Origin of the sequence: Synechococcus sp. CCY9202, assembly GCF_034931685.1 — a bacterium.
Taxonomy (GTDB): domain Bacteria; phylum Cyanobacteriota; class Cyanobacteriia; order PCC-6307; family Cyanobiaceae; genus CBW1002.
Genome location: NZ_JAYGID010000043.1, coordinates 20,858 through 43,730 on the forward strand (window position 1 = coordinate 20,858; position 22,873 = coordinate 43,730).

At 68.6% G+C, this 22,873-nt stretch carries 24 protein-coding genes and 1 tRNA gene; 13 read left to right on the top strand and 12 right to left on the bottom strand.

Annotated features, from left to right (window positions below; all coding sequences use genetic code 11):
- Nucleotides 1-52 precede the first annotated feature (52 nt).
- On the bottom strand, nt 53-703 hold the full coding sequence (locus tag VB777_RS06555; protein WP_197171622.1) for an alpha/beta hydrolase: 651 nt from the start codon (nt 701-703) through the stop codon (nt 53-55).
- A gap of 166 nt (nt 704-869) precedes the next feature.
- Between VB777_RS06555 and purH the strand changes: the two genes are divergently transcribed.
- Both purH and VB777_RS06565 read left to right on the top strand, forming a co-directional pair.
- The gene (gene purH, locus VB777_RS06560) at nt 870-2,453 is read left to right on the top strand and encodes a bifunctional phosphoribosylaminoimidazolecarboxamide formyltransferase/IMP cyclohydrolase (protein WP_322757760.1); all 1,584 of its coding nucleotides are present in this window, start codon (nt 870-872) and stop codon (nt 2,451-2,453) included.
- A 64-nt stretch (nt 2,454-2,517) separates the two neighbouring features.
- On the top strand, nt 2,518-2,988 hold the full coding sequence (locus VB777_RS06565) for a DUF4079 domain-containing protein (protein ID WP_197157357.1): 471 nt from the start codon (nt 2,518-2,520) through the stop codon (nt 2,986-2,988).
- A gap of 54 nt (nt 2,989-3,042) precedes the next feature.
- On the opposite strand, the gene VB777_RS06570 is transcribed toward VB777_RS06565, so the two are convergent.
- The 3 genes from VB777_RS06570 to sfsA all read right to left on the bottom strand — a co-directional run bounded on the left by VB777_RS06570 (nt 3,043) and on the right by sfsA (nt 5,951).
- Nucleotides 3,043-3,696, bottom strand: coding sequence for a DUF1997 domain-containing protein (locus tag VB777_RS06570; protein ID WP_197158937.1), 654 nt, complete (start codon nt 3,694-3,696; stop codon nt 3,043-3,045).
- Nucleotides 3,697-3,907: 211 nt separating this feature from the next.
- Nucleotides 3,908-5,107 carry a 4-hydroxy-3-methylbut-2-enyl diphosphate reductase gene (locus VB777_RS06575; protein WP_323247886.1) on the bottom strand — a complete coding sequence of 400 codons (1,200 nt, stop codon included), beginning with the start codon at nt 5,105-5,107 and terminating at the stop codon, nt 3,908-3,910.
- Nucleotides 5,108-5,174: 67 nt separating this feature from the next.
- Nucleotides 5,175-5,951: a DNA/RNA nuclease SfsA gene (gene sfsA, locus VB777_RS06580; protein ID WP_323247888.1), complete on the bottom strand. Its 777-nt coding sequence runs from the start codon at nt 5,949-5,951 to the stop codon at nt 5,175-5,177.
- Between the two features lie 182 nt (nt 5,952-6,133).
- Between sfsA and murJ the strand changes: the two genes are divergently transcribed.
- On the top strand, nt 6,134-7,750 hold the full coding sequence (gene murJ, locus VB777_RS06585) for a murein biosynthesis integral membrane protein MurJ (RefSeq protein WP_323247842.1): 1,617 nt from the start codon (nt 6,134-6,136) through the stop codon (nt 7,748-7,750).
- A gap of 47 nt (nt 7,751-7,797) precedes the next feature.
- Here murJ and VB777_RS06590 read toward each other — a convergent pair whose 3' ends face one another.
- Nucleotides 7,798-8,124, bottom strand: coding sequence for a hypothetical protein (locus tag VB777_RS06590; RefSeq protein WP_322757758.1), 327 nt, complete (start codon nt 8,122-8,124; stop codon nt 7,798-7,800).
- Nucleotides 8,125-8,304: 180 nt separating this feature from the next.
- Here VB777_RS06590 and VB777_RS06595 point away from each other — a divergent pair, with 180 nt between their 5' ends.
- From VB777_RS06595 to VB777_RS06605, 3 genes are read left to right on the top strand one after another with little or no spacing between them, the layout of a single operon-like run.
- Nucleotides 8,305-8,703: a hypothetical protein gene (locus tag VB777_RS06595; protein ID WP_323247844.1), complete on the top strand. Its 399-nt coding sequence runs from the start codon at nt 8,305-8,307 to the stop codon at nt 8,701-8,703.
- Between the two features lie 58 nt (nt 8,704-8,761).
- Nucleotides 8,762-8,911, top strand: coding sequence for a hypothetical protein (locus VB777_RS06600; protein ID WP_323247847.1), 150 nt, complete (start codon nt 8,762-8,764; stop codon nt 8,909-8,911).
- A gap of 31 nt (nt 8,912-8,942) precedes the next feature.
- A complete protein-coding gene (locus VB777_RS06605) occupies nt 8,943-9,257 on the top strand; it encodes a hypothetical protein (RefSeq protein ID WP_323247849.1) in 315 nt (104 codons plus the stop codon).
- A 184-nt stretch (nt 9,258-9,441) separates the two neighbouring features.
- On the opposite strand, the gene VB777_RS06610 is transcribed toward VB777_RS06605, so the two are convergent.
- Genes VB777_RS06610 through VB777_RS06620 form a run of 3 tightly spaced genes read right to left on the bottom strand, consistent with a single transcriptional unit; the run spans nt 9,442 to nt 10,342 of the window.
- On the bottom strand, nt 9,442-9,708 hold the full coding sequence (locus tag VB777_RS06610; RefSeq protein WP_322757755.1) for a cytochrome-c oxidase: 267 nt from the start codon (nt 9,706-9,708) through the stop codon (nt 9,442-9,444).
- A 42-nt stretch (nt 9,709-9,750) separates the two neighbouring features.
- Nucleotides 9,751-10,038 (bottom strand): DUF3181 family protein, encoded by a 288-nt coding sequence (locus VB777_RS06615; RefSeq protein ID WP_197157346.1) that lies wholly within the window; start codon nt 10,036-10,038, stop codon nt 9,751-9,753.
- Between the two features lie 58 nt (nt 10,039-10,096).
- Complete coding sequence (locus VB777_RS06620; protein WP_322757754.1) at nt 10,097-10,342, bottom strand: hypothetical protein; 246 nt, start codon at nt 10,340-10,342, stop codon at nt 10,097-10,099.
- Between the two features lie 187 nt (nt 10,343-10,529).
- On the opposite strand from VB777_RS06620, the gene VB777_RS06625 reads away from it, so the two are divergent.
- The 4 genes from VB777_RS06625 to VB777_RS06640 all read left to right on the top strand — a co-directional run bounded on the left by VB777_RS06625 (nt 10,530) and on the right by VB777_RS06640 (nt 14,546).
- A tRNA-Arg gene (locus tag VB777_RS06625) sits at nt 10,530-10,603 on the top strand.
- 152 nt (nt 10,604-10,755) lie between these two features.
- Nucleotides 10,756-12,042 (top strand): serine hydroxymethyltransferase, encoded by a 1,287-nt coding sequence (gene glyA, locus VB777_RS06630; protein WP_322758889.1) that lies wholly within the window; start codon nt 10,756-10,758, stop codon nt 12,040-12,042.
- Between the two features lie 67 nt (nt 12,043-12,109).
- The gene (locus tag VB777_RS06635; protein ID WP_197157342.1) at nt 12,110-13,252 is read left to right on the top strand and encodes an MraY family glycosyltransferase; all 1,143 of its coding nucleotides are present in this window, start codon (nt 12,110-12,112) and stop codon (nt 13,250-13,252) included.
- Nucleotides 13,239-14,546 carry a competence/damage-inducible protein A gene (locus tag VB777_RS06640; protein ID WP_323247852.1) on the top strand — a complete coding sequence of 436 codons (1,308 nt, stop codon included), beginning with the start codon at nt 13,239-13,241 and terminating at the stop codon, nt 14,544-14,546. The genes VB777_RS06635 and VB777_RS06640 overlap by 14 nt, the downstream gene beginning before the upstream one ends.
- On the opposite strand, the gene VB777_RS06645 is transcribed toward VB777_RS06640, so the two are convergent.
- The gene (locus tag VB777_RS06645; RefSeq protein WP_197157338.1) at nt 14,464-15,054 is read right to left on the bottom strand and encodes an antibiotic biosynthesis monooxygenase; all 591 of its coding nucleotides are present in this window, start codon (nt 15,052-15,054) and stop codon (nt 14,464-14,466) included. The two genes, VB777_RS06640 and VB777_RS06645, sit on opposite strands and share 83 nt — an antisense overlap.
- Before the next feature lie 88 nt (nt 15,055-15,142).
- On the opposite strand from VB777_RS06645, the gene VB777_RS06650 reads away from it, so the two are divergent.
- The 3 genes from VB777_RS06650 to VB777_RS06660 all read left to right on the top strand — a co-directional run bounded on the left by VB777_RS06650 (nt 15,143) and on the right by VB777_RS06660 (nt 18,321).
- Nucleotides 15,143-15,970 carry a trimeric intracellular cation channel family protein gene (locus VB777_RS06650; protein ID WP_323247855.1) on the top strand — a complete coding sequence of 276 codons (828 nt, stop codon included), beginning with the start codon at nt 15,143-15,145 and terminating at the stop codon, nt 15,968-15,970.
- 51 nt (nt 15,971-16,021) lie between these two features.
- Nucleotides 16,022-17,479 (top strand): 3-isopropylmalate dehydratase large subunit, encoded by a 1,458-nt coding sequence (leuC, locus tag VB777_RS06655; RefSeq protein ID WP_197157334.1) that lies wholly within the window; start codon nt 16,022-16,024, stop codon nt 17,477-17,479.
- Nucleotides 17,480-17,661: 182 nt separating this feature from the next.
- Nucleotides 17,662-18,321, top strand: coding sequence for a 3-isopropylmalate dehydratase small subunit (locus VB777_RS06660; RefSeq protein ID WP_323247857.1), 660 nt, complete (start codon nt 17,662-17,664; stop codon nt 18,319-18,321).
- 81 nt (nt 18,322-18,402) lie between these two features.
- On the opposite strand, the gene VB777_RS06665 is transcribed toward VB777_RS06660, so the two are convergent.
- The 3 genes from VB777_RS06665 to VB777_RS06675 form a co-directional block, all read right to left on the bottom strand.
- A complete protein-coding gene (locus VB777_RS06665) occupies nt 18,403-19,338 on the bottom strand; it encodes a J domain-containing protein (RefSeq protein WP_323247859.1) in 936 nt (311 codons plus the stop codon).
- Between the two features lie 53 nt (nt 19,339-19,391).
- The gene (locus VB777_RS06670) at nt 19,392-22,529 is read right to left on the bottom strand and encodes a DUF3769 domain-containing protein (protein WP_323247861.1); all 3,138 of its coding nucleotides are present in this window, start codon (nt 22,527-22,529) and stop codon (nt 19,392-19,394) included.
- A gap of 104 nt (nt 22,530-22,633) precedes the next feature.
- Nucleotides 22,634-22,753, bottom strand: a complete 120-nt coding sequence (locus tag VB777_RS06675) for a photosystem II reaction center protein I (RefSeq protein ID WP_006172424.1) — start codon at nt 22,751-22,753, stop codon at nt 22,634-22,636.
- Between the last annotated feature and the right edge of the window lie 120 nt (nt 22,754-22,873).

Sequence of the window (22,873 nt, forward strand, 5' to 3'; positions counted from 1 at the left end):
CGTTCTGAATCTCAGGGGCGGCTGAAGGTCACCCAAGATCAGGCATGCCTCATCAGCCAGCTGTCGAGGCTTGCAGGTGCTGGGCCAGAAAGGCTCGGATCCGCGGCAGCAGGTCTTCATCGATCGTGTGGCCGCCGGCGAAAGCCAGGCGTTGCACCGGATGTTGTGCCTGTGCAACGCCGGTGAGCTGGCGCTCCAGCTCGAGGCTGGCCGCGAAGGGCACCACCGGGTCCTGTTCGCCATGGGTGAGCAGCACAGCCATGTGCAGAGGGCCTGGCTGCCAGCCGGGATGGGGGTAGCCGCTGCAGCTCACCAGCGCCGCCAGTGGCAGCCCCTCGCTGTCAGCGCTGGTGCCCACATCGATCGCCATGGCGGCTCCCTGGGAGAAGCCCAGCAGCGCCGTGTTCGCCAGGGGAACACTGGTCGCCAGTTGCTCGAGCCGCTGGCGCAGATCCCGGCGGGCCTGGGGCAACTGCGGCCATTCCGGCTGCTGCAGGTCGTACCACTGCCGCCCCTGGCCGGCGGGATGGGGATCGGGCGCCCGCAGTGCCACCACGCTCACCTCCGGGCCCACCAGCAACGCGCCCAGATCGAGCAGGTCGTCGGCATCGGCCCCCCAGCCATGCAGCAGTACCAGCCGCGTGGCCGCCTGGTCCGGGCCGAGGCGGATCTGCTCAGGGTCCGGGGAGAAGGGGCTGGTCATGGCGTCGACGGCAGGAGCGTTCCAATCATGCGGAGAGGCCCTGCAGGGCTGTCTGCACCATGCAGGGGCCGCAGGACTGGACCAAGCGATAGCGGGGCCGTGGCACCGGTGGAGCAGCCCAGGGTCTGCTGCGTAGGTTGGGCCTTACGCCCCCTCATCTGCCGCCATGGCGCCCACGGCCCTCCTGAGTGTGTCCGACAAGCGGGATCTGGTGCCCCTGGCTCAGGGCCTGCTGCAGGCCGGCTACCGGCTGATCTCCAGTGGCGGCACCGCCGCGGCCCTGGCCGCCGCTGGCCTGAGCGTCACCAAGGTGGCTGAGCACACCGGAGCTCCCGAGATCCTCGGCGGCCGGGTCAAGACACTGCACCCCCGCATCCATGGCGGCATCCTGGCCCGCCGCTCCGTGGCCTCGCATCTTGCCGACCTGGCCGCCCAGGACATCGAGGCCATCGATGTGGTGGTGGTGAACCTCTATCCCTTCCGCGAAACCGTGGCCGATCCGGCCGTGGCCTTTGAGACGGCGATCGAGAACATCGACATCGGCGGGCCGGCGATGGTGCGCGCCGCTGCCAAGAACCACGACGATGTGGCGGTGCTGACCGATCCGGACCAGTACCCCAGCTTCCTGGAAGCCCTGGCCGCCGGCCGGGTGGACCGGGCCCTGCGCCGGCAGCTGGCCCTGGCGGCCTACCGCCACACCGCTGCCTACGACGCCGCCATCAGCACCTGGCTGGCGGAGCGTCTGGCGGCTGAGGAGCCTGCGGCAGCGACCTCCGGCACGAGCGAGTCTGCGGTGGCCGCGCCCCTGCGACTGGACCTGCCAGCGCGCCAGAGCCTCCGTTACGGCGAGAATCCTCACCAACGTGCCACCTGGTACAGCGCGCCTGCCGCCGGCTGGGGCGCGGCAAGCCAGCTGCAGGGCAAGGAACTCAGTTACAACAACCTCATCGACCTGGAGGCCGCTCTGGCCACCGTGCGGGAGTTCGGCTACGGCGAGCAGCGCCAGCAGCCGGCGGCGGTGGTGGTGAAGCACACCAATCCCTGCGGCGTCGCCACCGGCAGCAGCAGCGCCGAGGCCCTGCTGCGCGCCCTGGATGCGGATCGGGTGTCGGCCTTCGGCGGCATCGTGGCGCTGAACGGCCCGGTGGATGGCGCGGCAGCGGCCCATCTCACCGGCCTGTTCCTGGAGTGCGTGGTGGCACCGGCCTACGACGCCGACGCCCGCGCCGCCCTGGCGGCCAAGGCCAACCTGCGCTTGCTGGAGCTCAGCCCAGCCGCCATCGCCGCTGCGCCGCACCAGCAGTTGCGCAGCGTGCTCGGTGGCGTGCTGGTCCAGGCGTTCGATGATCAGCCCGTGGAGGAAGACGCCTGGCAGGTGGTGAGCCGCCGCCAGCCCACGGAGGCGGAGCTTGACGACCTGCGCTTCGCCTGGCGGGTGGTGCGCCATGTGCGCTCCAATGCCATCAGCGTCGCCCGTGGCGGCCAGAGCCTCGGCATCGGTGCCGGTCAGATGAACCGGGTGGGATCGGCGCGGCTGGCCCTGGAGGCGGCCGGCGAACGGGCCCAGGGTGCGGTGCTCGCCAGTGATGGCTTCTTCCCCTTCGACGACACGGTGCGGCTGGCCGCGGCCCACGGCATCAGCGCCGTGATCCAGCCGGGCGGCAGCGTGCGCGATGGCGACTCGATCAGCGCCTGCGATGACCTCGGCCTGGCGATGGTCTGCACCGGCCGGCGCCACTTCCTGCACTGAGTTGGCGGTGAGTTGTAGCTTCGCTGCCATCCCCCGAGCCGCCCCTGAGCGGCCGAATCCCGCCATGCCCATCGCCCTTCCCAGCTCCCTGGCCTTCGGCCTCAACTTCCTGCATCCCCTGATGATGTGGGGGCTGCTGGCCCTCTCGGGCTACGCCATGCTGCTCGGCATCAAGGCCAAGAAGACCCGCACCGCCGCGGCCGAAGATCGCAAGGAGCTGATCAAGGGGCAGTTCGCCCGGCGCCACTACCAGCTCGGCAGCGTCGTGCTGGCGGTGATGGTGCTGGGCACCTTCGGCGGCATGGCCGTCACCTACCTCAACAACGGCAAGCTGTTCGTGGGGCCGCACCTGCTGGTGGGCATCGCCATGACCTCCCTGATCGCCCTGGCTTCGGCGCTCTCGCCGCTGATGCAGCAGGGCAATCTGATCGCCCGCAAGGTGCACGTGGGTCTGAACATGAGCGTGATGACCCTGTTCCTCTGGCAGGCGTTGAGCGGCATGCAGATCGTCAACAAGATCTGGACCAGCCGCTGAGACGGATCCAGATCCTGCAGGCCCAGCCCGATTCTGAGCCGGTGAGGTGCCGCCTCAGAACTGGGCGCGGCGCCGCGGCGGACAGGCGAGCCCGTGGGTGGCGTGGAAATCCTCCTGCACCTTCCAGGTGAGGCGACGTGAGATCTGCCGCACGATCTGGCGGAGCAGATGGTCACCGCTGCTCTGCACCAGGGAGTCCGGCAGCAGGGTGATCACCTTGGGCAACCGAATCCAGACGCTCAGATCCAGCTCCCAGCGCACCAGGGTGAGTGGACCGTCTTCCTCGTTCTCTGGCGTGGTTTCATCAAGCCGCAGGGCGGCGTTGAAGTCGACGTCGTAGAGGCCCTCCAGCCCTGTTCCGGCCATCACCTGCGGTGGCAAGGTCACGATCCGGTAGACGCCTTCAGCCTGGGGGAGCAGTTCCAGGCCGATCGTGGGCTCCACCTCAAAGCCGAAATTGCCGAAACGCCCCAGGGTGAGCACATAGCCGTTGCTGCCATGGGGCTGAACGGTCATCGGGGCGGCGCAGCGCCGGAACCAGCCTTCGTGGCGATCCAGGTACTGGCCCACCTGCTCGGCAGGAGCCCGCATTTCCATCAGGTCGGCGAAGGTGGAGGCATAGCGCCGCACCCGATCATCGTCGCCATCCCGCAAGCTCACCTCTGGGGCCATCGGCTCGAAACCCTCGGCGGCAGCGGCGTCGCTCATGGGGTTGGAGTGGAGATCGCTCAGGGCGGTCGTCGTCAAAGCGGGACAGGCAACGGACGAAGCGGCAGCCCCACCGGCCAAGCCATCAAGCAATGTAAAGGAATCCTTGCCATCGAGGCCCTTCTGCGGTGGTTCCCCGATTTCAGAGGCTGCTGCCGCTGCAGAGGCAGCACGGTCATCGGGTGATTCAGGTGATCAGGCCTGTGGGTGGTCAGCAGGTCAGGCCGATCAGCCGCTCGATCACGTCTTCCACCACCCGGTCCGGCGTGGAGGCGCCTGAGGTGATGCCCACCCGGATCGGCCCGTCCGGCAGGAAGGGATCTTCCACCGCCAGCTCGGCGCCGAGGGGCATGTGCTCGATCCGGTTGCCCGGTCCTATCCGCTCGGGGGTGTCGATGTGGAAGGAGCGGATGCCGCGGCTGACCGCGATCTCCTGCAGGTGGGTGGTGTTGGAGGAGTTGTAGCCGCCGATCACCACCATCAGATCGAGGGGCTCATCCACCAGGGAGAACATCGCGTCCTGCCGTTCCTGGGTGGCGTCACAGATGGTGTTGAAGGCCAGAAAATGCTCGTTCAGTTCCACCGGACCGAAGCGTTCCAGCATGGTGCGCTCCACCAGGCGGCCGATCTCCTCGGTTTCGCTCTTGAGCATGGTGGTCTGGTTGGCCACGCCCACCCGGAACAGGTCACGGTCGGGATCGAAGCCGGGGGAACAGGCCTTGGCGAAGCGGGCCATGAAGGCGTCGCGGTCGGCGGTGCCGCGGCCGAGGATGTAATCGCAGACCATCTGGGCCTCGGCCAGGTCGAGCACCACCAGGTAGGTGCCCGCAAAGGAGCTGGTGGCGAGGGTCTCCTCGTGTTTCACCTTGCCGTGGATGATCGAGGTGAAGGCGTGCTTCTTGTGCTTCTCCACCGTGTTCCACACCTTCGAGACCCAGGGACAGGTGGTGTCCACGATGTGGCAGCCGCGCTCGTTGAGCAGCTGCATCTCCTGCACGGTGGCGCCGAAGGCGGGCAGGATCACCACGTCGCCACGGGCCACGTCGGAGAAGTCCTTGACGCCACCCTCGACCGGGATGAACAGCACGTTCATCTGCCGCAGGTGATCGTTCACCGAGGGGTTGTGGATGATCTCGTTGGTGATCCAGATCCGTTCGCTTGGGTAATGGCGCCGGGTCTCGTAGGCCATGGCCACGGCCCGCTCCACCCCCCAGCAGAAGCCGAAGGCTTCGGCCAGCCGCACCGTCAGGCGGCCGCGTTGCAGGGTGTGGCCGTTCTCGCGCAGGGTGGCGATCAGATCGCTCTGGTAAGCCGTCTGCAGGCTGCCGGCCACCTCCTCGCCGAGGCCGAAGCCGCGGCGGTTGTAACGCTCCGAGTGATGCAGCGAGCGTTTGAAGGCGCGGGTATCCACAGCGGCCTGGCACGGGTTGGGCAACTCTATGGGGGGTGCCGCGGCTGGTGGGGCCGGCAGCGGGGCCTCACCCCCCGTCGTCGCTGTGGGGCTGTACCGCGGCCAGGCCGCGCCAGCGCACCCCATCGGCCTGCACGTCGTAGATGCAGGGCAGCACCTCCACCCCCGCCGCCAGGGCCTGGCGGAACAGCTCGCCGTAGCGGGGATCGGCTGAATCACCCGGCGCGAAGCGGCGCACGTCGGAGCGGCTCAGGCAGGGCAGCAGTACGGCCCGCGCCTCGGGCAGCACGCCGATCAGTTCCTCGAGGTGCTTCTGGCCCCGCTCGGTCACGGTGTCGGGGAAGAGGGCCAGATCGCCGCGGGTCCAGGTGGTGTTCTTCACTTCCAGGTAGATCGGGCGGGGATCGGCGCTGCCTTCGGCCGGGCTGAGCAGCAGGTCGATGCGGCTGCGGCTCCCCTGGCCGTAGGGCACCTCGGCCCGCACCGCTCCGATCGGCCCCAGCCAGGGCTCCAGCAGGCCCGCTTCGATCGTGGCCCGCACCAGGCGGTTGGGCAGGGCGGTGTTGATGCCCACCCAGAGCGGCGTCCCATCGGCGCCCGGCACTTCGGCCTGCTCCCAGGTCCAGGCGAGCTTGCGGCTGGGGGATGGGGCGTAGCGCAGCCGCACCCGGCCACCGGGATGGAGCACGCCGGTCATCGGGCCGGTGTTGGCGCAGTGGGCTGTGACCACCGTGCCGTCGTCGAGCTGCACGTCCGCCAGGAAGCGCTTGTAGCGCTTCAGCAGCACCCCTTCCTGCAGCCCCTCGAAGGGCAGCACCAGCTGGTCCACTCCCTCCGTTGCCAAGGCGGGCGATGGGGAGGGCGCCAGGGAAGGCGAGCTGGCCTTCGACACCGACTGCTTCGAAGCCAAGGGTTGCGCCGCAATTGCCCGGATTCTGTGCCGGCCCCATCGCCGGCGCGGCCCGGGGGGGTGCCGCAGGACCGCGATGGAGAATCCCGAGCAGTTCTGGCCCTGGATCGAACCGGATGGCGAAATCCCTGCGCCGCATCGCCCTGATCGTGGCCGTGGCCACAGGCCTGAGCAAAGTGGCGGGGCTGGTGAGGCAGCAGGTGATCGCCGCAGCCTTCGGCGTGGGGGCCGCCTACGACGCCTACAACTACGCCTATGTGTTGCCCGGCTTCCTGCTGATCCTGCTGGGGGGCATCAACGGGCCTTTTCACAGCGCCATGGTGAGCGTGCTGGCGCGTCGGCCCCGCCAGGAGGGCGCCCACGTGCTGGCGGCGATGAACACCCTGGTGGGCGTCGGACTGCTGGGGGTGACCCTGATTCTGGTGATCGCGGCCAATCCTTTGATCGACCTCGTCGGGCCGGGCCTGGAGGCCACCCGCCACGACATCGCCGTGCAGCAGCTGCGCTGGATGGCGCCGATGGCCCTGTTCGCCGGTCTGATCGGCCTTGGCTTCGGCGCCCTGAACGCCGCCGATGAATTCTGGCTGCCGGCGGTGAGTCCGCTGCTCTCCAGCGTGGCCGTGATCGGTGGCATCGGCCTGCTCTGGTGGCAGCTGGGGGCGGCAATCACCCTGCCAGCCACGGCCCTGATCGGCGGCATCGTGCTGGCGGGCAGCACCACGCTGGGGGCGGTGTTGCAGTGGCTGATTCAGCTGCCTGCCCTGGCCCGCCAGGGCCTGGGCCACTTCCGCCTGGTGTGGGACTGGCGCGATCCGGGCGTCCGCGAGGTGCTCCAGGTGATGGGGCCGGCGACGCTCTCCTCGGGAATGCTGCAGATCAATGTGTTCACCGATCTGTTCTTCGCCTCCGGGATCGTGGGGGCTGCAGCGGGTCTGGGGTACGCCAACCTGCTGGTGCAGACGCCCCTGGGCCTGCTCTCCAACGCCCTGCTGGTGCCGCTGCTGCCGGTGTTCGCCCGGCTCACCGCTCCCGCTGATCGGCCTGAGCTGATCGCCCGCATCCGCCAGGGTCTGATGCTCTCCAACGCCAGCATGCTGCCGATGGGGGCGCTGATGGTGGCCCTGGCCGGGCCGATCGTGGCGTTGATCTACGAGCGTGGCGCCTTCGATGCCGGCGCCGCCGCCCTGGTGGGTGGACTCCTGATGGCCTACGGCGTGGGCATGCCGGCCTATCTGGCCCGCGATGTGCTGGTGCGGGTGTTTTATGCCCTGGGCGACGGCACCACGCCGTTCCGCTTCTCGATGGCCGGCATTGGCCTCAATGTGGCGTTCGACTGGCTTCTGGTGGGTGGCCCCAGCCCCTGGGGTCTGCAGCTGCCGGCCCTCAACTTCGGGGCACCGGGCCTGGTGCTCGCCACGGTGGCGGTGAATCTGATCACCTGCGCCGGCCTGCTGCTGGCCCTGCAGGCACGGCTGGGGGCGATGCCGCTGCGCCTCTGGGCGCGAGACACCCTGCTGCTGCTGCTGGCGGCCCTGGCTGCTGCACTGGTGGCCTGGGCCCTGTCGGTGTGGGTGGCCTGGCCGGCGGGCCTGTTGGGACGCCTGCTGCAGACCAGTCTCTGCGCCGGGCTGGGGCTGGCGATCTATGGACTCGCTGCCAGTGCCGCTGGGGTGCCGGAGGCGCGCCAGATGCAGCGGCAATTGCTGGCACGCCTGCCCGGCGGGGGCCGTTAAGCGTTCGCTGAACAAACGCCGGCTCCGCGCCTGAATCTGCTCAGGGATTACTTGCGACGAATCGGGCCGGAAGTCTGGGCGTCGGAATCAAACCAACGGCTCTCATTCCTGATCTTTGGATCGCCTTGAATCGTGAAGGTGATGAAGCCGGTTTTGAACACCAGGGCCCCATCACTGAGCCTGCTGGCCACAGGTTTGCCGTTGACAACCACCTGATTCTTGTTGTCGATTTGGATGGTGGCGTCGGTCTGTCCAGTTCCGCTGTTCTTGGCGACCCAGCGACCGGCGTAGGTCGATGCTGTGGCAGCCGGTGCCGTTCCGAAGCCCGCTTTGGCGTTTTCGGCCTTGGTCTTGTTGATGTCGCAACCTTGCATTTCCGTGACCTGGGTGCAGCCTGATTGTTCGAGCTTCTTCGCATACGCTCCGGGTCCATCGCATGGGAGGCAAGCGGAAGCAGAACGGCTATGGCGGCGACGCTGCAGACGACACGATGGTTTGTGCGGTTCATTCGGAGCTTCTGCGCGTTGCGCGACACAATGTTGTGACCGGAGGCGTTGAGCGCCGCGGGCACGATTGCCATTCTGACGGACAGAATTGTTAGTCTGCCATGGCTACTGCTGTCAGTCGGCAGCCACGGCTCCGGCAACAGCCTTCAAGATCCCGACGCCATGGATCTGCTCGTGCCGCTGTTCGTTGGCAAGCCCCAGACCATTCTGCTGGTTGCCGTGGTCTTCATCGCGGTTGATCTTGCCCTGCGGTTCCGCTGGCCCGGTCTTGCCCGCCATCCTGGCGCGCTGCGGATCGGGGCCATCGCCTGGGGGGTTTATGCCGGCTGGGAATGGCTGGTGCAACTGAGAACGCCGGAGGCGAACATCAGGGTCGATCTCCTGCTGATCTGGCCCGCGTTGATGATCCTCTCGGCCTGGGCGCTCCTGCGCACATTGCGAGCGTGAGCGCTGCCCCCTTTCGGATCTGCTGTTCCGCGCAGTGCTTCTTCTCTCGCTGGGTGGAATGGGTCTTCTGGGACTGGACAGCTATCGCTTCCACACGGTGCCCGAGCACAGGCAGGTGCAGTGCATGACGATCATCCTGGTGCCGATGCTGCAATCGACCCTTGCGATCGCGATCGGTCTGATGCTGCAGGCCAGTCGGATCGTGTGACACTGACTGAAGCTCCTGGCCCTCATACCGCATGAACCGCTCAGCACTCGCCGCGCTGGCCGTCGTCGTCAGCACCACCCCGGCCTTGGCCGACTCGACAGTGGCGTATTGCGAGATGGTTCGCGACAACGGCGAGATGCTCAAAGGACGCTGTATCTGGTCTCAGATGCAGGGCAATGTCTACATCAACGATTTCAATCATTACGCCTTTGCCTTTCCTGCCGCTGAGCAGGGCAAGACCTATGAACGCACCAACCGTGAGGGTGCAGGTCCCTCCTTCAAGCGCCCTGGCTACGTGATCAATGTGTACTGGGACAAGCCGGCCCGTGAGCCTGGCGGTTTCTGAGGGGGTCTCCAGTTCCCCGGCTTCGGTGGTGCATGAGGGCGGTTTCAGCTGGGAGAGGCGGCCTGTTTGTAGGGCTGTTGGCCGGGCGTTGGTCCGGACGTCCCAAGGCTCCCTGGGGCTGATCACCGCACGAGCAGTGTGATCACGCTTGCCGCACAATGCCTCTTGCGAAAACGCTTGGCCCTCAGTCCGGATCCGGCAGTCGCACCTGCCGCTCCTCGCGTACGTGCAGGGGGATCTCGAGGCGGGAGCGCCCCACCATCTGGGGCCCGTCGATCGAGAAGATGCGCGCCTCGATGCCGAATTCCTTGAAGGCGCTCTCCAGTTCCTGGATCAGCACCTTCTCCACCTGGGCCTCGGCGTCCACCACCTTGCCGATCAGGCGGCTTCCGAGGCGGCCGATGCGCTGCCGCACCACGTCGCGGGCGTTGGTGACCTCAATGACCAGCACGTCCCGTCCGCAGGAGCGGCAACCCTATCGGCCTCGGCTGGATCAGCCAAACTCCTGCAGCACGTCTTCCAGGTCGCGCAGCTGGCCGGGGGGGATCAGGCGGGCCAGGGGCAGGCGGGTGCTGCCGCCGCCGATCGGTACCTGCACGGCCTCCAGGGCCTGACGGGCACAGACGCCGGGTCCCTGCTCCAGCCGGGCCACGCATTCGATCGCCAGGGTCTCGGCCAGGCCCGCATCGCCCAGATAGAGGTGCCAGCCGGCCACCTGCAGGTAGAGCCGATCGGCCAGGGCCTCAGTCAGCTGTCGGATCGTGGCGGCGTCCATGCCCATGGCGGTGTCCGGAATCGGTGGAGGGATCTGAAGCAGGTGGAGCAGCAGCCGGGTCCGCTCAGGCCGGATCCTGGCGGGGCGGGCGCAGGGCGATCACCACGCCGCCGTGCACCACCAGCATGGCTCCCCAGGTGAGGGTCACCAGGTCGAGGTGGCTGAAGGGATGGCGCAGCTCCTGCAGGAACCAGAGGCCGCTGTTCACCGCCGCGAACACGGCGCCGTGCAGGGTGAGATTCACGATCCGCTCGAAATGGCGGTAGGTGGGGTCACCCGGGTCGGCGGGACCGTACCAGCGGATCGGCATGGGTCTGGGGGAGGGCGAAGTTCCGCCGTGGCGGGTCGGAACGGGATGGCCCGATTCTGGGGGGCGCCCTTGCACTCCGCTCCGGCGCCGCGGCGGGGCCGCTGGTTGGGGGCGGCTGCTGGAGGCGGTTGGTTGGAGGCGGTTGGTTGACGGAGGGGCCCCCCGTGCGGTCAAAATGCCTGCACACGCGCTTGTAGCTCAGCGGATTAGAGCATCTGACTACGGATCAGAGGGTCGGGAGTTCGAATCTCTCCAGGCGCGCTTCTTCACCGTCCCAAAAGGGGCGGTTTTTTTTGGCCGGCCTCCGCGCCTGGCTTGGTGAGGGTCTGTCGCGCCAGGACTGCCGCTGCAGGTTTGTGACGGCAGACGAACCCCTCCGTTTCATTACGATGAGCAACCCCCGCATCCGGCCCATGGCGGACACCTCGGCAGCGCTCAACCAGCCCCTGGTCGCCGGGGATCCGGCCGTGGCGGCCCTGATCGGCAAGGAGCTCCAGCGCCAGCAGACCCATCTGGAGCTGATCGCTTCGGAGAACTTCGCCTCCCGCGCTGTGATGGAGGCCCAGGGCTCGGTGCTCACCAACAAGTACGCCGAGGGGCTGCCCCATAAGCGCTACTACGGCGGCTGCGAGCACGTCGACGCGATCGAGGAGCTGGCGATCGAGCGGGCCAAGCAACTGTTCGGTGCCGCCTGGGCCAACGTGCAGCCCCACAGCGGCGCCCAGGCCAACTTCGCTGTCTTCCTGGCCCTGCTCAAGCCCGGCGACACGATCCTGGGTATGGACCTGAGCCATGGCGGCCACCTCACCCACGGCTCGCCGGTGAATGTGAGCGGCAAATGGTTCAAGGCGGTGCACTACGGCGTGGATCCCGAGACCCAGCAGCTCAACTACGACACGATCCGCACCCTGGCGCTGCAGCACCGGCCGAAACTGATCGTCTGCGGCTACTCCGCCTACCCCCGCACGATCGACTTCGCCGCCTTCCGCGCCATCGCCGATGAGGTGGGTGCCTGGCTGCTGGCGGATATGGCCCACATCGCCGGACTGGTGGCGGCCGGCGTGCATCCCAGCCCGGTGCCCCATTGCCATGTGGTCACCACCACCACCCACAAGACCCTGCGCGGTCCGCGGGGCGGCCTGATCCTTACGGGCGATGCCGAATTCGGCCGCCAGTTCGACAAGGCCGTGTTCCCCGGCAGCCAGGGCGGCCCGCTGGAGCACGTGATCGCTGCCAAGGCGGTGGCCTTCGGTGAGGCGCTGCAGCCCGAGTTCACCGCCTACAGCCAGCAGGTGATCGCCAATGCCCAGGCCCTGGCGGAGCGCGTCCTCGAACGTGGCATCGATGTGGTGAGCGGCGGCACCGACAACCATCTGGTCCTGCTGGACCTGCGCAGTATCGGCATGACCGGCAAGGTGGCCGATCTGCTGGTCAGTGACGTGCACATCACAGCCAACAAGAACACCGTGCCCTTCGATCCCCAGTCCCCCTTCGTGACCAGTGGCCTGCGGCTCGGCACCGCCGCCTGCACCACCCGAGGCTTCGATCAGGAGGCCTTCCGGGAGGTGGCCGATGTGATCGCTGATCGTCTGCTCAGTCCGGAGGATGGCGCCATCGAGCAGCGCTGCCGCGACCGGGTGGCCGCGCTCTGCGATCGCTTCCCCCTCTACGCTTTCGAGCGTCAGCTGCAGCACGCCTGAGCAGGCTCTGAGTCCATAAGGTGGCCCGCGAAGGCCCGCTCCTGGCACCCCCACCGGCCCCGTTGCTGTGACCCTCGCCTACAGCCCCAACGCGGCGGCCCTGCTCACCTTCTTCGCCGCGTCGGTGCTCACGGCTCTGATCGTGCCCGTTGTGCGGCGCCTGGGTCTGCGCTGGGGACTCACCGATCAGCCTGATCCCCGCAAGCAGCACACCACGCCGATGGTGCGCCTCGGCGGCATCGGCATCGTGGCTGGTTTCAGCCTCGGGCTCATGCTCACCTGGGCCTTCGGTGGCTTCGCCGAGTTGCCCGTCAGCAAGGACACGGCGATCTGGACCACCCTGGCCGGCTCGCTCTGCTTCTTCGTGATCGGCCTGGCGGACGATCTCTTCGCTCTGCCGCCCCTGCCGCGTCTGGTCGGTCAGGTGGCCGTGGCCACGGTGGTCTGGGGTGAAGGGGTGCGGATCGGCACGATCGAGCTGCCCTTTTCCTTCGGCGATGCCCTGGCGCCGGTGCTGGTGCTGCCCGAACCGCTGAGCCTTTTGGCCACCGTGATCTGGCTGGTGGGGATCACCAATGCGATCAACTGGCTGGATGGCCTCGACGGCCTGGCCGCCGGGGTGAGTGGCATCGCCGCCGTGGGCCTGCTCTCGGTCAGCTTCAGCCTGCATCAGCCGGCGGCGGGCCTGCTGGCTGCGGCCCTGGCGGGGGCCTGCCTGGGCTTTCTGCGCCACAACTTCAACCCCGCCCGCATCTTCATGGGCGATGGCGGCTCCTACTTCCTCGGTTTCGCCCTGGCGGCGATCAGCATCGTGGGCCCGGCCAAGGGCCTCACCAGCGTCAGCCTGCTGCTGCCTCTGCTGATCCTGTCCCTGCCGCTGGCCGACATGTCGGCCGTGATCATGGGACGCCTCAGCGAGGGGCATTCGCCCTTCTATCCCGATCGTCGCCATCTGCACCACCGCCTGCTCAGGGCCGGCTTCAGCCATCGCCGCACCGTGGTGCTGATCTATGCGTTCACCCAGTGGCTGGCTTCCCTGGCCCTGGTGCTGGCCAATGCCGAACTGCGCTTCCTCTGGCTGGCCCTGGCCACCGCGATCCTGATCGGGGTGGTGGTGGCCAGCCGCCGCCTGCAGGAGGAACCGTGGGATGGGGCGGAGCCGGGCGAGCCCTCCTCTCTCCCCGAACGTCCTTCCCATGGCCAGCGCTGAGGTTCTCTGCGTCGGGACCGAGCTGCTGCTCGGCAACATCACCAACGGCAATGCCCGCTGGCTGGCCGAAGCCCTGGCCGGCCTGGGAATCCCCCACTTCCGCCAGGGGGTGGTGGGTGACAACAGCGAGCGCCTGATCGCTGCCGTGCAGGAGGCGGCGGGTCGCTGCCGGTTGTTGATCACCACCGGAGGTCTCGGTCCCACCCCCGACGACCTCACCACCGCCGCCATCGCCGCCGCCTTCGGAGCACCGCTGATGGAGCATCCCGAGGTCTGGGATGACATCCAGGCCAAAGTGGCCGCCCGTGGTCGGCCCCTGTCGGACAGCCTGCGACGCCAGGCCCTGCTGCCCGAGGGGGCAGCTGTGCTGCCCAATCCCACCGGCACTGCGCCGGGGATGATCTGGACCCCCGATCCGGCCGGGCTGCCGTTCCCCGTACAGCCGGGTTTCACGCTGCTCACCTTCCCGGGTGTGCCAAGCGAGCTCCACGCGATGTGGCAGCAGACCGCCGTTCCCTGGTTGCGGCAGGAGGGCCTGGCCGCCGGGGTGTTCGCCAGCCGGCTGCTGCGCTTCTGGGGGATCGGTGAATCCACGCTGGCCGAGCAGGTGCACGACCTGCTGGCCCTGGAGAACCCCACGGTGGCCCCCTACGCCGGCACCGGTGAGGTGAAGCTGCGGATCACGGCCTGCGCTGCCACGGCCAGCGAAGCCGAAGCCCTGCTGGCGCCGGTGGAGGCGGAGTTGCGTCAACGCACCAGCACCCTGTGCTATGGCGCCGACAGCGACAGCCTCGCCTCGGTGGTGCTGGCTCTGCTCCGCAGCCGCGGCGAGACCCTGGCCGTGGCTGAATCCTGTACGGGCGGCGGGATCGGCGCGGCCCTGGCGGCGGTGCCGGGGGCGTCTGAGGCCTTCCTGGGTGGGGTGATCGCCTATGCCAATCGCGTCAAGCTGGACCTGCTCGCGGTGCCCGCCGCCTCGCTGGAGGGTGATGGGGCGGTGAGCGATCCGGTGGCGATCGCCATGGCCGAGGGGGTGCGCCGCATCACCGGGGCCACCTGGGCCATTGCCGTGAGCGGCATCGCCGGTCCGGGAGGCGGCAGCGTCGACAAGCCCGTGGGCCTGGTCCACATCGCCGTGGCCGGACCGGATGGCAGCAGCAGCGAGGGGGTGCGGTTCGGCGCCAGCCGCGGCCGCGGCTGGATCCAGGCGCTCACCGCCGGCGAGGCCCTGAATCGTCTGCGGCTGCGGCTGGAGCTGCCCGGGGATAGAGCCAGCGCTTCAGTAGGCGCGTGAGCCGGGGCATGACGCCGTAGGTGAGCAGCAGCACGGTGAGGCCGCTGGTGATCAGCAGGGCCAGCCAGGCCGGCAGGGGATGGAGCAGCGGGGCCAGCACCTGGCTCAGCAGGCGGATCAAGGTGTACACGGCCACCCAGGTGACCAGGGCCATCTTGTGGCGCGACGGCGGTGGCAGCACCTCCCCCGGCAGCGAGAACCAGGCCTCCAGCCCCGAGATGTGTCGGACCTGGGGATCGCTCGCCACCAGCGGCTCGGCCCGCTCGATCCAGCGCCGGCGCGCCTCGGAGGTCATCCAGGCGCGGAAGTGGTCGTCGGTGTCGAAGCGGAAGATCACCACGTACTCCGGCCGCACCCCGGGCTGGGGCCGGATCACGTGAGTTCCCATGTGGCCAGTCCAGGCGCTGCTCTCGCGGATGATCCCGCTGATCCAGGCCTCGTAGTCGTTCTCCCGACCGGGCCGCACCCGCTGGGCGATCACGGTGGTGATGGGGTCCTGCGGCTGCACCGGCAGGCGGCTCCGATGAGCAGTTGAATGGCGGCACCGTACCGCGACAGACTGGGCCGCAACTGCTCTGCGAGCCCTTGGAGCGTTGATGGACAGTCCTTCGCCGCGCTGGGTCCGCTGGCGGCATGGATGGGCCCCCTGGGCCCTGCTGCTGCTGTTGCTGCTGCTGGTGGCGCTGATTCTGCTGACGCTGCAGGGTGAGGCCCAGGTGCCGCTCGGGCCGGAGGGCCGCAGCCACATCCAGCGGCTGGCCCAGGTCCGCCGCTACCGGCATTTCGATCTGATCGGCACCGCTGCCTTTGCCCTCGCCGGTTTTCTGCGGGCACTGCAACGTCGCTACGACCTCTGGGGCACCTTTGTGCTCACGCTCCTGCCGGCCGTGGGCGGCGACGTGATCCGGGATCTGCTGATCGGCGGTGATCGCCTGCCGCTGGGTCTCTTCCGTGAGCCCGTCTATCTCGTGATCGTGCTGATGGTGCTGCTGCTGGGCACCGTTCTGTCCAACCTGATCAGCCCCAGCCGGCTGGCGTCGCCGGTCTGGGGTGCGGTCTTCACGGTGTGCGACAGCATCGGCCTGGCCACCTTTGCCGTGATCGGCACCCGGGTGGCATTGCTGGCCCAGCTCGACTGGTGGTGGCTGCCCCTGTCGGCGGCCCTCACCTGTTCCGGCGGCGGGGTGATCATGGATGTGGTGAGTGGCCGCGAACCGCGCAGCTTCCAGGGTGAGCCCTACGAAGAGCTGGCGATCCTCGGCAGCCTGGTGCTGATCCTGCTCTGGTCCTTCGCCGGCCGCTTCGAGCCGCTCACCTGGCCGATCACCGCGGCGATGGGATGCACCTGGTGGCTGGTGTTCCTGTTGCGGTTGCTGGTGGTGCGCTTCGGCTGGCGTTCCTGGCGCCTGGGGCCGGCCCGCTGATCTCGCACCCGCCCGTCTTAGGCTGGACTTTCGATGGAAACAGGCACACCCTTGAGCGCCGGCACCCTCTACGACAAGGTCTGGACCCTGCACCAGGTCGCCGAGCTGCCCGGTGGTTCCACCCAGCTGTTCATCGGTCTGCACCTGATTCATGAGGTGACCAGCCCGCAGGCCTTCGCCGCCTTGCGGGATCTCGGTCTGGGCGTGCGCCATCCGGAGCGCACCGTCGCCACGGTGGATCACATCGTGCCCACCACCTCCCAGGCGCGGCCCTTCGCCGATCCGCTGGCCGAGGAGATGCTCGCCACGCTCGAGCGCAACTGCGCCGAGCACGGCATCACCCTGCACGGCCTCGGCAGCGGCCGCCAGGGGATCGTGCACGTGATCGCTCCGGAGCTGGGTCTCACCCAGCCCGGCATGACCGTCGCCTGCGGCGACTCCCACACCTCCACCCACGGCGCCTTCGGGGCGATCGCCTTCGGGATCGGCACCAGCCAGGTGCGCGATGTGCTGGCCAGTCAGAGCCTGGCGATGGGCAAGCTCAAGGTGCGCCGGATCTGGGTGGACGGAGCCCTGCAGAACGGTGTGTACGCCAAGGATCTGGTGCTCCACATCATCCGCAGCCTCGGCGTCAAGGGCGGCGTGGGCTACGCCTATGAATTCGCCGGTCCGGCGATCGCGGCGCTCTCGATGGAGGAGCGCATGACCCTCTGCAACATGGCGATCGAGGGCGGCGCCCGCTGCGGCTACGTCAACCCCGACGCCACCACCTTCGCCTACCTCCAGGGCCGTCCCTGCGCCCCGAGCGGCGAGGCCTGGGATCGGGCCGTGGCCTGGTGGAGCTCCCTGGCCAGCGGCCCTGATGCCGTCTTCGACGACGAGGTGCGCTTCGATGCCACCAGCATCGCCCCCACGGTCACCTGGGGGATCACGCCGGGCCAGGGCATCGGCGTGGATGAAGCGGTGCCCACCCTGGAGCAGACCGAACCCGACGAACGCCCCCTGGCGCAGGAGGCCTATCGCTACATGGACCTCACCCCCGGCGCCCCGATCGCAGGCCTGCCGGTGGATGTGTGCTTCATCGGCAGCTGCACCAACGGTCGTCTCAGTGATCTGCAGGCTGCCGCCGCGGTGGCGAAGGGACGCCACGTGGCCCCCGGCATCAAGGCCTTCGTGGTGCCCGGCTCCGAGCAGGTGGCCGCCGCAGCCGAGGCCGAGGGCCTCGATCGGGTGTTCCGCGAGGCTGGCTTCGAGTGGCGCGAGCCCGGCTGCTCGATGTGCCTGGCCATGAACCCCGACCGGCTGGAGGGCCGCCAGATCAGCGCCAGCTCCAGTAACCGCAACTTCAAGGGGCGCCAGGGCTCGGCCTCCGGGCGCACCCTGCTGATGAGCCCGGCGATGGTGGCCGCTGCCGCCATCAGCGGCCAGGTGAGCGATGTGCGCACCCTGCTGGACACGGCCGGCACCAAGGCGCCGGATCGGGCGCCGGTTCCGGCGGCCGCGGGCTGAGGTGATCCGGCCGGAGTGCTGCCGCGCCGGCCCGCTGGAGCCGCCTCCCCTGCTGCCGCTGGCCGTTCTCCTGTCCCTGCCGCTGCCCCTGCGCCGCACCGTTCCGCCTTCCCCTGTCCCCAGGCCTCTGGCGGGCACCCTTGTTCCGTCCTGTTCCGCTTTCGCTCGCTTCGCCTGCCGCCATGACCAGCATCAGTGCCCCCTTCCCCTTCGGAGCGATCGCCTCGGTGGTCGGCACCGCCGTGGCGGTGCGCGGCGACGACATCGACACCGACCGGATCATCCCGGCCCGCTTCCTCAAGTGCGTCACCTTCGAGGGTCTGGGTGAGCAGGCCTTCGCGGACGACCGCGTCGAGCTCAAGGGCGCCCATCCCTTCGATCGTCCCGAGCACCAGGGGGCCACGGTGCTGGTGGTGAACCGCAACTTCGGCTGTGGCTCCAGCCGTGAACATGCTCCCCAGTCGCTGATGCGCTGGGGGATCCGGGCCGTGATCGGTGAGAGCTTCGCCGAAATCTTCTACGGCAACTGCCTGGCCCTGGGGATTCCCTGCCTCAGCGTCAGCCACGCCGATGCCCTGGCTCTGCAGGCCGCGATCGAGGCCGATCCAGGCGCGAGCGTCGTGGTGGACCTCGACACCCTGCGGGTCAGCCTGAACGCTGCCGCCGACTCCGCTGCGGTGATCTCGGAAGGCGCTTCCTGGCCCCTCACCCTGGCCGATGGACCCCGCCGCATGCTGCTCAGCGGCCAGTGGGATGCCACCTCCCAGCTGCTCGCCCACGATGACCAGCTGCGGGCCACTGCAGCCCGGCTCCCGTATCTCACGTCCTTCTCGGCGGCCTGAGCGCCCCTGGTTCCGCGAGACGTCTCTGCATCCCGAGCCGTTGATGCTCAGTGGGCCGGTGGTGTTCAGGCGATCAGCAGTTCAGGCGATCAGCAGCTGATAGGCGGCATGAATCCGCTGGAAGGACGCGGCGTTGCCGCCCCGATCGGGGTGATGGGTCTTCACGAGCCGGCGGTGGGCCTGCTTCACCGCTTCGCGGCTGGCACCCCACCCCAGCCCCAGCAGATCCAGGGCCTCAGCCCTCTGCCGATCCATGCCGACCCGGTTCTCCGCCGGTGGCCTGTGCGTCTGTCTCTGCTCTTCCTGGTGCCGCTGTTGCTTCTGCTTGGTCTGCGTTTGCTGCTGCTGCCGCGCGTTCTGTTTCTGCCTTCGCGTCTGTTCCTGTTTGTCCTCCTGCCGCTGCCTCTGCGTGTGCTGCTGCGCTTGCTGCTCTGTGCGCGCGGCGGCCTCCAATCTGGTGATCCGATCCAGGAGGTCGTCCACCACCCGCATCGGGGCTTCGTTGAGCCACTCCGGCGCGCGCACGCCGTAAAGCGCGAAGGCAGCCTTCACCGCCAGTCGGGCCTTGCTCTGGGGCCCGCGCAGGGCCTGGCGCAGCTCGGTGCCGAGCCCGGGCGAGCGGCGATTGAGCTCCTGCTCCAGATCGGCGCGGGGAGCCTGCCCGTGGCGGCGACGCTCCTCGATCAGGCCCCTCAGGCCGCTGAACACCAGGGTGTCGGCCTGGCGCAGAGAGGTCCCGACGCGCAGCGCGCTCCAGCGGGGATGGTCTGCCATGGCCTCGCCCCAGCGCCGCACCTGCTCCACCGTGATGCGGGGTGATGGGCCGGTGGTCTCCTCCGGGCGGGATGGCTTCACGCCGGAGCGGAATCCCCGGGTCTGGAGCTGGGCGAGCTGCTGGCGCAGCTGCAGCACCTCCTGCCGCAGGGCCTCGTTCTCGGCCAGCAGGGAGTCGATATTGCAGGTGACCTGACGGCCCGGAGATGGTGTGCGGGCCCAGCTGCGTGGATCGAAGCCCATGGGTCAGGGTTCGTGGGGGCGGTGCAGACGGGATTCGAGCAGTGCGGACGGGCTCAGAAGGGTCTGCGCGGAATGGCCTGGGCTGGATGGAAGGGCACGAAGGGGGTGCCGGGGCCCTTGAAATTGAAGTCGTTCAGCTTCACCCGGATGCCGCCCAGCTGTTCGTAGGGGCTGTAGAACACGCCGATCTCATAGGCCCGCCGCTGCCAGCGCAGTTCCACGTAGGAACCGGTGACATCGCCGTAGAACTCGGAGTTGGGGTCCACGTTGAGGCCGATGCCGCCACTGAGCACCAGCGGACCCACCAGCTGCTGGGTGAGGCCCACGCCCAGGGTGCCCAGGTCCACGGCCCGATCGAAGCTCAGGGGGCTCACCCCCTCCCGCAGGGTGCCGCCGCCGGTGATCGAGAACACGGTGTAATCGAGGAAGGGCTTGCTGAAGTGCCCCAGGGTGAACGTGGGGCCGCCGGAGAGGGACAGGGTGTTCTGGTTGGTGCCGTCGCCGAAGTAGGCCACCGTGCCCGTCAGGTTGGCGTTCAGCCGCACGCCCGGCACCACGGGCGTGGCGGAGTAGGGGTTGGCCTGACCCTCCAGCGGCCCCGGGGGCAGGGGCTTGCCGGTCCAGAGGGGCAGGCTGGCGTTGATGGCCACGATGGCGTTGCCGCGCCAGAGATCCAGCAGGTTGCTGCTCTGGAAGGCATTGGCCTGGTAGCGGCCCACGCCGAAGCGCCAGAAGTAGTTGCCGCTCAACTGTCCCCAGGCGGGCAGCTTGCCCTTGTCCTCCAGGGAGATGCCGTAGGCGCTGTAGATGTCCTGCTCGCCGAGGGAGCCGTTCCAGACGCGGTAGCGGTAGGCGCCGAACAGCCGCAGGGTTCCTTTCCCCACCAGCGGCAGGTCAAGCTTGCGGCTCAGGTCCCCCCAGCTGCGGGTGCCGTCGGGGATGTTCTCCGGGTTGAAGGTGGACATGTCGAGGTTGGCGTTCACCCCGAAGCCGAGCAGCCTGCTTTCGAGCTGGGCCTCGAGGCCGAACATGTCGGCGCCGGTGATCCCCTGCTCCTGGGGGGAGGCGCCGGCTGGCTCACCGGGCAGGGGATAGCTGTCGGTGCGGCCTTCGATCGCCCGCTGCACCAGGAACTGGGGCTGAAGTGTCAGGGTGGTGTCCGTGCCGATCTCCAGCGGCCGGATCTTGTAGCCGATGAAGAAGCCGTCGCGATCCTCGCCGTCGTTGCCGAGTACCCAGCGGTTCTGCACCTCCTCCTGCTTCTGGATCCGGGTCTCGCGGGTCACCGGGATCGGCAGCCGGTCTTCCAGGATCAGCCGGTTGCGGCCCGCGCGGATCAGGGTGTCGCCGTTCGGCTGCAGCGTGGCCACCACCTGCTCGGAATCCAGCCAGTTCTGGGCCGGCGTGTAGGGGTCGTTGGTGAAGGAGGCCCGGTCGGCCCGCAGTTCGCCGGGGGCCAGGCGCACCTGCTTGGCCTGGAAGCGCCAGCGCGTGATCGTGCCGGTCACCAGCTGGCGGTTGCTGCGTGCGTTGAGATCCTGAAGCTGCGGAGGACGGACGGCGCCGAAGTCGTTGCTCAGCTGGGTCGTGCCCTCGCTGTCGGTGTCGCCGAAGGAGCGGCGCCGCTGCGCCGTGAAGCTCTGCTGGAACTGCACCTCGCTGACGCGCTGATCGATCCCGGCGATCACCTGGCGCCGCTCTGCCTCCCGTTGCCGTGCCTCCTGCCAGACATTGGCCGGCGCCTTTCGGCGCACAGGCGTGGAGGGAGGGCCTTCGGGCTCGCTGGTCCCCACATCCTTGACCTGGGTGGGGCCCATGGCCACGTCTTCCAGGCTTTCGGCCAGGCTGGGCGATTGATCGCCAGTGGGTGGAGCGCTGCCCGGGCAGCCCAGGGAGGGCGGCATCGGCACATCCAACCGGGCGAACTGGCGGGAGGGATCCCGCTGGCCGAAGCGATAGCGGAAGCCCAGCAGGTAGGCGTTGCTGCCCTCCTTGACGCCGCTGTAGGTGCCGTAGGCGCCGGAGCGGTGATGGATCCGCCCCACCACCGACCATTGGGGATGGACGAGGGCCTCTGCCTCGAAGGCGAGGTAGTTGAGGAACTGGGCGAAGTTCTCGCGGAAGGTCTTCTCGTAGTTGCTGACGCTGGTGTTGAAGCTCACCCCTTCCACGAAGTAGAGGTTCAGCCAGGGCCGCAGCCAGAAGCGCAGGCCGATGCCGGCTGTGATCTCGCCGAAGCTCTGGGAGGGCGTATCGGCGAAGGGCACGGCCTGGTTGAAGCCGCCGCCGGGCTGTTGGGCGGCGCGGTGGCCCATCAGGTTGGTGTCCAGCTCGAGGGCCAGCGGGCCGCCATCCAGGAGGCGCCGCTGCAGCCCCAGGCCCATCAGGTACTCGGGCCGCCAGTTGCCCTGAAAGACAAAGGTGTCGCCGAAGTTGGCATCCACCATCTGGCCGCCCCAGGCGGTCACGGCCCAGGGGTAGGGATGCCAGTCCGGCAGCGGCGGCATCTGGGGCGTGCAGCTCACCGGCTCCGGCGGTGGCAAGGGTGCAGCCGGAGCCGTTTCCAGGTCGAGATCCTGCTGGGTGCTGTCGAGATCGAGAACGCCGTAGACGTCCTCCAGATCGCCGACCAGCTCCAGCAGGTTGTATCGCAGCCGGCTGGCCTGCAGATACTGCTGTCCTCGCTGGAAGCGAACGCTGCCGATCGCGTAGAGAGTGCGGCCGTCGATGTCGTATTCGATCCGATCGGCGAGCACCCGTCCTCCGGCGATCAGGGCGCTGGCGTTGCCGATCGCCACGAAGCGGTTCAGCCGGGAGTCGTAACCCTGTTCATTGGCGCTTACCTGCAGCTCGAGGGGAGGCTCCTGTTCGGCACCGGCGGGGCCGTCGATGCGAGCGGGTCTGGGGGCGGCCGCGTCGGGAGGCGCACCGATTGCCTGGGCGGCGGGAGCCAGGGAGGCGGCAGGATCCCGAGCGGCAGAGGACTCTTCGGGATCGCCAGGCAGGCCGGTGGTGGATGGTTCGGAGGACTGCCCAACCGGTGCGGCCGGAAGTGCCAGAGGCTCGGCGGGCAGCCGCGGGCTCGCTGCTGGTTCAGCGGCCAGGGCGGCGGGCAGGCCGGCACTCAGCCACAGAACCACCGCACCGCTGGCGCCACGGGCCCATTGCACTGGCCGGGGGGTGGGCGCCACGGGGTGATGCGAAACGGGGCAGATCCTGACACGGGAGACTGGCCGCTCAGGCTTCGCGGCGGCCGGTTGGTGTCACGGCAGGAGGAGCGGCCCCAGGGCTCGGGTCAATCCTCGAGGTCCTTGCGGCTGGGGGTACGGCTGGGATCGCTCGCCAGGAAACCGAACACGAAGATCCCGATGAAGAAGAAAACGACGGAGTAAACCGAGATCTTGAGGGCGAGCATGGTCTGACCTGCTGGGGCAGGGGCGAGGGAGACAACGGGTGACAGGGAGTGACAGGCTCCGGGAGGTGCCTCGCAGGCCCTGCGGCAGCCGCATCATCCTATGGGTCCTGGCCGGCCATC